This is a genomic window from Paenibacillus sp. FSL R7-0333, assembly GCF_038000365.1.
Classification (GTDB): Bacteria; Bacillota; Bacilli; order Paenibacillales; family Paenibacillaceae; genus Paenibacillus_AQ; species Paenibacillus_AQ silagei.
On the sequence record NZ_JBBOBZ010000001.1, the window covers coordinates 70482 to 82259 of the forward strand.

7 protein-coding genes and 1 riboswitch are annotated in these 11778 nt (G+C 53.2%); of the genes, 3 read left to right on the forward strand and 4 right to left on the reverse strand.

What is annotated here, in order from left to right; all coding sequences use genetic code 11:
- Positions 1 to 93 precede the first annotated feature (93 nt).
- Both MKY86_RS00290 and MKY86_RS00295 read right to left on the reverse strand, forming a co-directional pair.
- Positions 94 to 2403, reverse strand: coding sequence for a TPM domain-containing protein (locus MKY86_RS00290; protein ID WP_083685746.1), 2310 nt, complete (start codon positions 2401 to 2403; stop codon positions 94 to 96).
- A gap of 194 nt (positions 2404 to 2597) precedes the next feature.
- Positions 2598 to 2741, reverse strand: a complete 144-nt coding sequence (locus MKY86_RS00295) for a hypothetical protein (RefSeq protein ID WP_171720322.1) — start codon at positions 2739 to 2741, stop codon at positions 2598 to 2600.
- A 298-nt stretch (positions 2742 to 3039) separates the two neighbouring features.
- On the opposite strand from MKY86_RS00295, the gene MKY86_RS00300 reads away from it, so the two are divergent.
- Positions 3040 to 6180 (forward strand): EAL domain-containing protein, encoded by a 3141-nt coding sequence (locus tag MKY86_RS00300; protein ID WP_076085507.1) that lies wholly within the window; start codon positions 3040 to 3042, stop codon positions 6178 to 6180.
- A gap of 91 nt (positions 6181 to 6271) precedes the next feature.
- On the opposite strand, the gene MKY86_RS00305 is transcribed toward MKY86_RS00300, so the two are convergent.
- A complete protein-coding gene (locus MKY86_RS00305) occupies positions 6272 to 7282 on the reverse strand; it encodes a GGDEF domain-containing protein (RefSeq protein ID WP_340825565.1) in 1011 nt (336 codons plus the stop codon).
- Between the two features lie 310 nt (positions 7283 to 7592).
- Positions 7593 to 7692: riboswitch (purine riboswitch) on the forward strand.
- A gap of 137 nt (positions 7693 to 7829) precedes the next feature.
- On the opposite strand from MKY86_RS00305, the gene MKY86_RS00310 reads away from it, so the two are divergent.
- Together MKY86_RS00310 and MKY86_RS00315 are read left to right on the forward strand one after the other, a co-directional pair.
- Complete coding sequence (locus tag MKY86_RS00310; RefSeq protein ID WP_076085512.1) at positions 7830 to 9260, forward strand: NAD(P)/FAD-dependent oxidoreductase; 1431 nt, start codon at positions 7830 to 7832, stop codon at positions 9258 to 9260.
- Positions 9261 to 9330: 70 nt separating this feature from the next.
- Complete coding sequence (locus MKY86_RS00315; protein WP_076085515.1) at positions 9331 to 10848, forward strand: methyl-accepting chemotaxis protein; 1518 nt, start codon at positions 9331 to 9333, stop codon at positions 10846 to 10848.
- A gap of 156 nt (positions 10849 to 11004) precedes the next feature.
- On the opposite strand, the gene MKY86_RS00320 is transcribed toward MKY86_RS00315, so the two are convergent.
- Positions 11005 to 11337: an HIT domain-containing protein gene (locus MKY86_RS00320; RefSeq protein ID WP_076085518.1), complete on the reverse strand. Its 333-nt coding sequence runs from the start codon at positions 11335 to 11337 to the stop codon at positions 11005 to 11007.
- Positions 11338 to 11778: the final 441 nt, after the last annotated feature.

Consider the following 11778-nt stretch of genomic DNA (forward strand, 5'->3'; position numbering starts at 1 on the left):
TACTTCAATTTCAAGAAGAATGATCATGAATAAAAGAAGACTTCAGCCATTAACCCTGGCTGAAGTCTTTTTGTTTGTGTCCGTGCCTCCTGCTTACCACTTGGAGCCGCCGGAGCTTCGGCCGGATTTGCCGCCGCCAAACGAAGAGCCGCCGGAGGAACGTCCGCCGCCACCGCCGCCCCCCCAAGAAGAGCCGCCGGAAGAGCGTCCGCCACCGCCAAGCCCGCCGCCGAATCCTCCGCCTGGCGGGCCGGAATTGCGTCTGCGGGCTTGTTCCCGGCGTTGCTGCTCCCGCAGCATGGCCATTCTGGCTGCGCGTTCGGCCTCTTCCTTCTGGCGGACCAGCCGGTTCGCTTCCTCTACGAAGGACGCGATCTGCGAAGCATAGGAGCGCCCTGTCTCCTCCAGCTGATCCAGATCGTAGGGACCTGAGGCCAGACGCTGCTCCAGCTCGGTATACTCCGGCAGCAGGGACAGCTGGAAGCGGTTCTGCGAGGCAATTCCTCTGCTATGCAGCAGATTGTAGGCGGCATCCACCCGGCTCTGCCCCTCCGTGAACAGCCTGTTCAGGCTGTTCACGCGCTCCTCCAGAGCGTCCAGACTGCTGCTGATGCTATTCATGCTGTTTGCCGTCTCATCCTGCAAGGCAAGCAGGCGGTCCAGTCCGCTGCGGGCATTGTCATACTCTCCGCGTGCATCGCTGGTCCAGGTCTCAAGCTGCGGCACTTCCGCCGCGCCTTGCCGTAGCGCGCCGCCGGCCTCTTCCAGCAGCTTTTCCAGAGCGTCCAGGTGCTGCCGGGCGAACCGGTTCTTCGCCTCGGCAAGCCGGCTCTGCAATTCATTCCGCCGCTGGCTTAGTGTTGCCCATGTGCTGCGTACCGTCTCCAGATCCCTGAGGTTATTCTGCCGGATCATAGCCTGGCGTTCCGTCATAGCCACGGCTTCAGTCAGAAGGGCATCCATGTCAGCGCCAATCCGGCGCACTTCGTCCATATCGCCGCTGTGCAGCGGCGCTTCCATGGAACTGGCGGCAGCCGAGGCCTGGTCCAGGCTGTCGTAAGGCTTAACCTTCATATTGTGCAGAGAGTTCTGGTCGATCAGCCCGGCAATCCGGCTGCGTGCAGCCGCCAGGACACCGGGGAAGGCCTTCAGCTTATCGTCAAAGGTCCCCACATCCTGCACATCCTGCTCAATCTGCTGTTGCCGCTTCTTCGCCTGTGCAGTAATCTCCTGGGCGGCGATGGGGTCGAACAGCTCCAGTTGATCTGCCTTGGCCGTCTCTTCGGCCAGCTCCTGAAGATCTTGGGCAATCTCCTCCAGCGTATAGCCCGTCTCCAGGGCCGCTTGCTGCCGCTGTTCCTCAAGCTCGGGGGCAGCCTGCTTCAGCTCGGTGATCTGCTGCTTGACGTTCCGGTCGGCCTCGCTGACGACTGCGATATTCTTCTCCTCTTCCTCCAGGGAGGCACGGAATTCCCCCTCTGTCTGCTGGAGCTGCTCTGCCGCCGCCTTAAGCGCAGACAAACGGTAGAATGGCGGCAATGGGGCTTGCCCGGCTGTCTGCAATGCAGAGATTTCGACCAGCCGGGAGGTCAGGCGCTTCGAGATGCCCTCGACCCTCTCACCGGTCTTGCCCTGCACAATTCCCTGGAAAGGCTGAAGAGACTCCAGAGCGCGGTTCGCCCGTACCAGCAGGTCGGCGAGCTGCTCACGCTGCGCGGACAGTCCCTTCCGGCGGCGCATTCCGGTAATTAGCACATACAGCAGCAATATCAGCAGCGCGGCCAAGACAAGGCCGCCTGCGACCGGCAGGAGAGGGAATCTGCTGCCGCTGCCGTTAGGACCAGAGCCAGCTCCTGCGGTACCGGCATTCGCACCGCCTGCCGCACCGCTGCCGGTATTACTGCTCGGTCCGCTGCTGCCAATGGCTTGCAGCTGCTGGATCACAGAACGTATGCCTTCAGGGATATCTCCGTTCCTGGCATAAGGATTAAAATATTTCTCCAGCACCTTGTTAATGGCTGCGCTGCCCGCAGCTCCGCCCTGTTGTATGGACCAGGCATCGAGCGCATCCTGCAGCCCGGGGTTAATGAAGCTGATCTCAGTCAGCTGATCTTCGTAAGCGATCAGGAGCAGGATGTCCCGGGACTTCAGCCCCCAGGTATCATATACATCCGCAGCGTAACTGGACATGTCGCTCCCGGCTACCGAATCAACGGTTAAGACATGGAAGGTGTAGCGGTCTGTAGTGGCAATCCGGGCAAGGCTCTCTGCTTCTTGGGCAGAGAGCAGCCGGGCTTCATCCGTAATCACTCCCTGCTGTGCGGGAACATTCGCAGCATAGACCCCCGGAATCCATAGCAGGGATAATATCAGGACCAAGGCGAGGGTGAGGTTTTTTCTCAAGCTGACACACTCCGATCTATAGGCTATTGTTCATTGTAGTATGCTGATCATTATACTATATCATTACACATTCTAAGCCCCGCAGATGCAGGTACCCCGGATTTGGTGGAATAAACGCACAAAAACCGCACCCCGGTAAGGGATGCGGCTGTGTAAGAAGTAAGCTATATTCATCTATTTCTGTATGAAATGGGCTATCTGGTCTGCAGGCACAGGATATACTGCAACCGGGACTTGATTTCTTTCTGCCATTTCATATCTCCGACCTTCACAGCAAGATTGAGCAGGTCCAGGTAATCGTCAACCTGCAGGGCGGTCCGGGTAGTGGCTGCGTTCATGGGTGTTCAGTCTCCTTTTAGCTCAAATATAGAAAATAATGAATGTTGTACATCCAATAATGATAATCATTATCAACCGTTACTGTTATTATCCACACTTTAGCCGCAAAAAGCAATACAAATCTAAAGTTTTTGATTAAATCTAAGATGATGCACTAAAGAGTTAAGGATATGAACCCGCAGGATGTGCACAATTTATCGGAAATGAGAAAAAAGGAGCAGGAACCCTACCATATTTTGTCGAATAAGCTTGTATACATAGTTAAGCCGATCTTACTTGGGATAAAGGAGAATTGCGATGAAGCGGTGTAAATTGTTGCTTCTAATTAGCATTGTGCTCATGCTTGCACACCCCGCTGCCGCTTATGCCGAAAGACAGGAAATTAAGTATCAGGCAGAACTGGATTATCCACCTTATAAGTACATACAGAATGGTTATCTGACGGGCTTCGATATTGATCTGACAAGTATGATCTTTGAGAAGAACGAATATCTTGTCCACTACAGCACCGGGAATTGGGAGCAGACATACCGGCGGCTGACTGAGGACGGGATTGATACTACCGGGCTAATGGCTGTCAGCGAGGAGAGGAAGCAGGATATTCTTTTCTCAAAGCCCGTGTTAAAAAGCTATATTTCTGTCTATTCGCGTCAAGGACTCCAGGGTGAGGTGACGCTGGGCACACTCCGTAAGTACAAGATCGGTGTTGGCAAAGGACAATATGCAGAGACCATCCTGCAGCACGAGGCGGGTATCCCGCCATCAGAATACATAGAATATGCAACCGTACCGGATGCGCTTGAGGCTCTGCGTCAGGGGGAGATCGACCTGCTGTTCGAGAATCAGGGGGTTGTCGATTATCTGATTGTAGAACAGGGCTTAACCGGTAATATTATCCGCAAAATGAGCAATCTGTATCCGCAGGATGTGGCCTACGGCATCAGCAAGTCCAAGCCTGAGCTGGTATCCTACGTCAATGCAAGGCTAGAGCGTCTGATAAGCTCCGGTGCCTTCGAAGAGCTGTACCAGCAGTATTTCTTCGTGCATTCCGACCATTATAATGAAAAGATGCGTAACCGGATTTTTACCGTGTTCTCCATCGGAACCATACTGCTGGTATTCGGTGCCGTCCTCCTCCGGATGTATATCCGGCGCCTGCGCCGTACGATTCATTCCGAACAGGAATTCTTCAAGGATGTGATCGAGAATACCGGGGTGATTGTATGGGCTGTTCACGGGGACAGACGGAGTGTGCGCTTCAATAAATATGCCGAGAGAATGACCGGGCTGAAGGAGAAGGAGGTGCTGGGTGTAAGCATAGATGAGCTGCCCGGCCTCGAAGCCGGAGCCGCTGTGCTTAGGGATCTCCTTGCCAGAGCAGCAGCCCGGGATTATGTGACCAATGTCGAGCTGAGACTTCCGGGCCACTCTCCGGGGGCGCATTATTTCTCCGTCCGCACAGCCCTCATTAAGGGGATGGATGAGCAGGCGGAGGATATCTTCGTGCTGGTCGGCATCGATATCGATGAACGCAAGCAGAATGAGCTTAAGCTGCAGCTTAGCTACGAGGAGCTGGAGTCTACATATGAGGAGCTGGCGGCCACAGAGGTAGAGCTGCAGGATCAGTTCAATAAGCTGGGGGTCAGCGAACGGCGGTTCCGCCTGGCCTCGGAAGGCTCTGGTGCGTACATGTGGGAGCTGGACTGGGACAGCGGCTTCTACAAGCTCTCGGACCGGTGGTACGAGGTAATGGGATATACTGAGGCGGAGATCAACTCCTTCGAGGGAGGCGTGCTCAGCATTATTCACCCGGATGATCAGGAATCTGCGCGCAAGGCCAGGCAGGAGCATCTTACCGGATTGACCCCGATCTATGAAACCGAATACCGGATGAGAACAGGGCAGGGGGAGTACATCTGGTTCGAGGTGCGGGGCAAGGCAATCGTTGACCCGAAGGATCAGATCGTCCTGTTCCTCGGTTCCCTGATCGATATCAGCAAGCGCAAGCAGGCAGAATTCAAGCTGAATAACAGCTACCAGGAGCTGGAGGCGACTTATGAGCAGCTTACAGCGACCCAGCAGGAGATTGTAGGACAATATGATATGCTGCTGGAGAATCAGAAGAATATGCATCGCCTGGCGTATATGGATTCGCTCAGCAATCTTCCGAACCGGCTCAGTCTGCTGGAGACGATGGAGAGTTATTTCCGCCGGACGGGAGGCAGTGCGGCGCTGCTTTTCGTAGATATGGATAATTTCAAATACATCAATGACACGCTTGGACACAAGTCCGGTGATATTCTGATCCGCAAGGCCAGCGAACGGCTCCAGTCTGTAGTGCGTGAGGAGGATCTGCTGTCGCGGCTGGGCGGAGATGAATTTGTGATTTTCCTCAAGGATATTGAGAGCCGGGTGGATGTGCTTAATCTGGCCGAGGATATTATGCGTGCGTTCCGCAAGTCTTTTCTTATTGGTGAGAGCAATCTGTATGTGTCCTCCAGTATCGGGATCTCCTTCTACCCGGAAGACGGCGAGACGACGGAAGAGATTCTGAAGAACGCCGATGTAGCGATGTACCGGGCCAAGGAAGAGGGGAAAAGCACCTATGTCGTATATGATAAATCGATGCATACCGCCTTCAATGACCGGATGAATATTGAGAAGCATCTGCGCAGTGCAATGAATAATAACGAATTTGAGCTGCATTATCAGCCGCAGGTACAGATGGAGACCGGGCTGATCTCAGGCTTCGAGGCTCTGATCCGCTGGAACAGTCCGGTCCTCGGCTTTGTCTCCCCGCTCTCCTTCATCAAGATTGCCGAGGATTCCCGGCTGATTATCTATATCGGCGAATGGGTGCTGCGGGAGGCCTGCAAGTTCATGAACAGCATCCATCAGCGGACCGGCATTCCTTACAAAATATCGGTGAACATCTCCATCATTCAGCTCCTGCAGGATGATTTCGTAGAGATTGTGCTGGACAGTCTGGAGGAGAGCGGCCTTGTGGCATCCAGTCTGGAGCTTGAAATCACAGAGTCTATCTTCATGGAGTCGTTCGGGAGTACGGTCAGCAAGCTGGAGTTCCTGCAGTCCCGGGGGATACGAATTGCCCTGGATGATTTCGGGACGGGGTATTCCTCCCTTAGTTATCTGCAGCAGCTGCCGATCTCTACGCTCAAGATGGATAAAGTCTTCATTGATTCCTTGGCCGATAAGGCCTTTAGCGAATCTTTTGTGCAGACGATTATTATCCTGGGCCATAAGATGGGCCTGGATGTAGTAGCCGAGGGTGTGGAGGATGCCAGCCAATGGGCTTTCCTTAGAGAAGCTCATTGCGATAAAGTGCAGGGTTATCTGATCAGCCGGCCGGTGCCGCAGCGCCAGGTCATGGAGCTGCTCGTTCCGCAGAGACGGTATGGGGCGGAGGAGCTGGAATAGATATCAGAACAGGTTCAGATGACAAGCGGGTCCCCGGCATAGGTTGCTATGCACGGTGGACCCGCTTGTTTGGGATATAGGATGGAGAGCCTTACAGAATGACGATTCTGTTCTTACCGGTTTTCTTGGCCTCGTACAGGGCGTCGTCCGCCTGCTGAAAGATAGAGCTCTTGGACTCCCCGCCGTTATATTCATGCATTCCGATGCTCACGGTAACCGATTCATTGTCCATTTCGCTGATCGGAAGGCTTGCAATTCCTGCGAGGATATTCTCCATAATGCGGCCCGAATCCTCTAATGTCTTGGATGTCAGAATAATCACGAATTCCTCCCCGCCGTACCGCGCTGCGAAATCATCCGAGCCGATATGCCGGAGCATGACAGCGGCGACCTGCCGGAGAACGATGTCTCCGACCCAGTGCCCGTACCGGTCATTGACCTTTTTGAAATTGTCGATATCAATAACCGCCAGCTGCATCGGAAAAGGATTGCTCTGCTGATGGTCAATCAGCCAGCCCAGGTACTCATGAAAGGTCTTATGGTTGTACAGGTCGGTCAGCGGGTCGATCTTGGACAGCCGGTCCATAATAATATTCTGGATGCGCAGCTCTTGCTCTGACTTCAACGAATTCTCCAGCGAGCGCATAAGATCTTTGCCCCGTGCAATGACACCGAAGCCGGCCAGAGAGGTTCCGGCTAAGACCAGGGTGATAATGATGTTCTGGATGCGTAGCGTGTAATCGGTAATAGGGGTGTTCAGAAATAGTATGATGATGTAGATCAGGCAGATCACAGAGGAAGCCCTCAGATAATTCTCCTTCAGATAGATCATGGATACCAGCAGCGGAAGCAGCATAATCAGCGGCTTCACATGATATTCGGAACTAAGATTCAGGATGAACACGATACCGCACAGGTGGCTTCCAAGAATAATTGAGAATTCGGATAACAGCGGCTTGTATTTATGAACAGCCTCCAGAATCAGCAGCAGGGCGAACAGAATAGCATCTGGAATCCAGATATGCCTAATGAGATATGGCTTGTCGGACAACTCGGGCCGGTGGCCCCACATGGATAAGTAAACATATAGCTGGCTTGCCATATAAACAAAAAGCGCCATCCAAAAGGTATTGAGGAGGACGCGGTTCCAATACATTTGGCGAGGAGTAGGGGGCGGGATCTGCATAAGATGTTCCTCATTTCCAGTGGCTATGTACTTATATATTCGACAATGTTCTTGTTTCTCCTTCTAGGTCTTATGACTGGGAATAGGTCTGAAATAACGTTCGTGTTTGTGAGGTGTTTGTTAGGTTATCTGGGTACGCGATTCTGCATAATGCTATAAACACGAACTATTAATGCCATTCATCATTGACACATTCGGATTTATTCGGTAAAATTCCAATTGCCCCGTAATAACGGGTGAAGTTGTTCGTATATCCTCAATGATAAGGTTTGGGGGTTTCTACAGGGGACCGTAAATTCCTGGCTACGAATAGGGTGCATTTTGCATACCTATGAAGAGGCCGGGTTTTTTGTGTGCTGTTGTGTGCTGCTTGGTTAAGTGGACTAATATACTGCAGAGACGCTTTGCGGACCCTGTCAACCGCAGGCCGAAGCCGTTTCACCTTGGGAGGAACAGAGAAGATATGAGTAAATATGATGTAATTGTTGTTGGAGCCGGTCCGGCTGGAATATTCGCCTGTTATGAATTAACACTGAAGGCCCCTGAGCTGAAGGTGCTGCTGGTGGACAAGGGACATGATATCTACCGCCGCAACTGCCCGATCCTGGAGGAGAAAATCAAGCTCTGTCCGCCCGCCTCCGGCCGCAAGGAATTCGCCGGGTGTCTGCCGGCCTGCTCCATTACTGCGGGCTTCGGCGGCGCTGGTGCGTACAGTGACGGCAAATTCAACATTACCACCGAATTCGGCGGCTGGATGACGGATTATCTGCCTCCTTCCAAGGTGATGGAGCTGATTGAATATGTAGATGGAATCAACCTGGAGCACGGGGCAACCCCGGTCATTACCGATCCGACTACGGAGAGCATTCGCGGTATCGAGCAGCGGGGATATGCCGCTGGGCTGAAGCTGCTGCGGGCGCAGGTCCGCCACCTCGGAACCGAGCAGAACCTGGAGATTCTGAAATCGATCTATGAATATCTGCGGACACGCATTGATATGTTATACAAGACAGAAGTAGAAGATATCGTTACCGTCAAAGAGAACGGAACACACCGTATTACAGGCATTACGCTGAAGAACGGGGAGAGTCATGAAGCTGATCTGGTGATGATCGCTCCGGGACGGGACGGCTCGGCCTGGCTGACAGAGGTGCTGAAGAAGCGCAGGCTCAAAATGTACAATAACCAGGTCGATGTCGGGGTGCGTGTTGAGACCTCGGATGTGGTAATGCGGGAGATCAATGAGCATCTGTACGAGGGCAAATTCATCTTCAATACCTCCGTGGGTACACGCGTCCGTACCTTCTGCAGCAATCCTTCGGGACATGTGGTTGTGGAGAATCACAGTGGAGCGATGGCCGCAAACGGGCACTCCTATAAGGACCCAGCGCTGGGCTCGAAGAATACCAACTTTGCGCTGCTGGTCTCCCATACCTTCACCGAGCCGTTCGACAAGCCGAACGAATATGCCCGGGAGATCTGCAAGCGGGCCAATGATCTGTCTGGCGGGGGCGTCATTGTGCAGAAGTACGGGGACATCCTGCGGGGCCGCCGTTCTACGGAGACCCGGATTAAGGAAGGGTTCCTGGAGCCGACGCTGAAGGAAGCGGTGCCCGGTGACCTGGGTCTGGTGCTGCCGTACATCACGATGAAGAGCCTGATTGAAATGGTGGAGGCCTTGGAAAAGGTAACCCCGGGCATTGCCTCCGAACATACGCTGTTCTATGGCGTGGAAGCGAAATTCTATTCCGCCCGTCCGAAGCTGACGGATGAGTTCGAGACCGAAATCTCCGGCCTCTACTGCGGCGGCGACGGGGCAGGCATTACCCGCGGATTGGCCCAGGCCGGAGCGGCTGGCGTCTGGATTGCCCGCGGCATGATGGCGAAGAAATAGTTCCCTTAATTTAACTCTGCTGATATAATGTTAGAATACATAACATGATAGAGTGGAGTGAACGTGCAGAATGGGAATTCGCCGGAGCAAGGCCGCTATCGTTATTATTTTACTGCTGGGTGTGGGGTTGTATGGCTTATGGATGGAGATGTACTGGGTACATAAGGTTTTCTATTTGCTGCTGATGGCGGCGCTTGCCGGGCTTGTGCTGGATATCCGCCGGGGCGGAGTGCTCGGAGCCGGGCAACTGGCGGAAGCCCGAAGCAAGGTAGAGCGGCTGGGCAATGAAATTGTTGTCACCTCGGACCGGCTGCATGGTGCTCTGGAGGAGATTACCCGCCACACTGAAGGGCTTCAGCAGACAGCGGACTATTCGCATGCCTACGAGGTGGAGCTGCAGACCCGCAGCAATGAGGCGAAGGCCAATATTGAGGGGGCTTTTGCCAGGATGGGCGGAGTCGCAGCGGTTACCGGACAGATTGGAGAGCTGACCGTACGGCTGAGTACGGCGATGCAGGCAGCACGTACAGGGATGGCGGGGATGGTGGATTCCCTGAAGAATACAGATGAGGTCATGGAGGAATTGCAGGAGCAGAGCGGAGATATGCTGGGCAAATTCACCGTGTTAAGCGGACATATTGCGCTGGTGGAGGAGATGAACGCCCTGATTGTAAGCATCGGCAATGAGACCTCGCTGCTGGCGCTGAATGCCTCGATTGAAGCTGCGCGGGCCGGAGAAGCGGGCAGGGGATTCGCTGTGGTCGCAGGCCGGATCAGGCAGCTGGCCGATCAGAGCCGGGATTCCGTGGAGCGCTCAACGGCGGTGCTGCGGGATCTCAATCATGGCGTACGGCAGGTGCTGGAGTCGGTCACGAAGGAGCAGACAGCGGTTGCGCATGGAGTGAATGAAGTGGCGAAGGTGAAGCAGCGCCTCGGAGATATCTCGTCTCGGGTGGAGGAAGTTGGGGTCATAGTTACAGAGTCAGCGGCTGCGGCCGAGCGGCAGAACAGGCTGATCGAAGAGGTGACCGGCGAGTTGAGCGGTGCAGTAGGAATTGTCAATGAGACCATTGCAGGCGTAGACCTGACGCTGGAGCAGGTAACCCGCCAGCGGACACAGATTGGGCAGCTTAATGAGATCAGCGCAAGCCTGCTGCTGGAATCTCAGACCCTGCAGCAGTCGGTGAACGGTATTGCCGGACGCGAAGTCATTGAACTGGGCCAACATACGGCGCGGCTTCAGGAAATGCAGGCGTTGCTTCAGGAGATAGCAGCCAAGCAGGAGATGGGTGCTGCGGATGCGGACATCCATGGCAGAGTTCTTACAGCCTGTAAGAATAAGGTGCCGGATGTGCAGGCCATCTGGTCCAACCGGACGGATGGCACCTTCATCTACTCGGAGCCTGCGGCCGGGCTGCTGAATGCGAAGCGCCGGGACTGGTGGAACGGGGCGATGGCGGAAGGCCAGTACGTCTCCCAGCCGTATGTCTCGGCCATTACGAAGCGTTCCTGCATTACGCTCTCCAGAGCAATTACGAACGGGGACGGGGAGATTGTGGGTGTGGTGGGGATTGATCTGGCAGTTTAGAGGCATTGAACAGTAGACGTATAATGTGCAGTAAGGAAGGGATGGAACGGTGAGAAAACTCAGCATATCGCGGCAACTCTGAACTAAAAAATAAGGATAGACTGCCGCTGTTATTTTTAAACTGCGTTTCCCGTTTATTCAGCGAGCGAAATAACATTATTTGTCTAATGGTTCGCCATAGAATACATGAAAATGAAGATGTTTTGAGTCTTGGTACTCCCCCAAATTAGTCAGCACCCTGCAAGCACCATACTCAGACTGCACTTGGGATGCCACAATTTTTATAACATCCATCAACTCGATTAAGAGATCGTTGTCGCTTTGTTCCAGTGTTAGAAGTGACGAGACGTGCTTCTTCGGAATCGTAACAATATGAACGGGATAAAAAGGGCGTGTGTGATGATAAGCAAGCACGTTATCACTCTCAAAGACTTTCTGTACATCAGTACGACCACTTAATACTTCATCGCAATAAAAATCTTCAGTCAATACGATCCCTCCAAATATTTTTTTCTTTATTATGGAATTCGTTATATTTGATCGTTATCCTGCCAGTTAACTGAATGAAGCTTTTTCATCAAGAGTCATAGTGTACTGTTGTGCAGTACGAAGAAACGGCGCAGCAGTTATTTTGAGGGGCTGTTATAGCCCCTATAGATTACTTTCGTTTGTTACGGCCAATTAAGCCGCCCACTATCCAAAAGATCAAAATACCAACAAAGGCAAATACAATCCAAAAAGCTATACGCACAAGCTATCACTCCTTTAAAACAACCTTACGATAATAGTTAATTTTCCGCAATAGAAGGGCTTTTATACTCAGTGAGGGAACACGACATGCCTGGTTTGGAAATCCAATAGGATTACCTCAACCCTTAGCGGCTGCTGCGCGGATTGCTATAACCATTATCCCAACTTATAATGGACCGA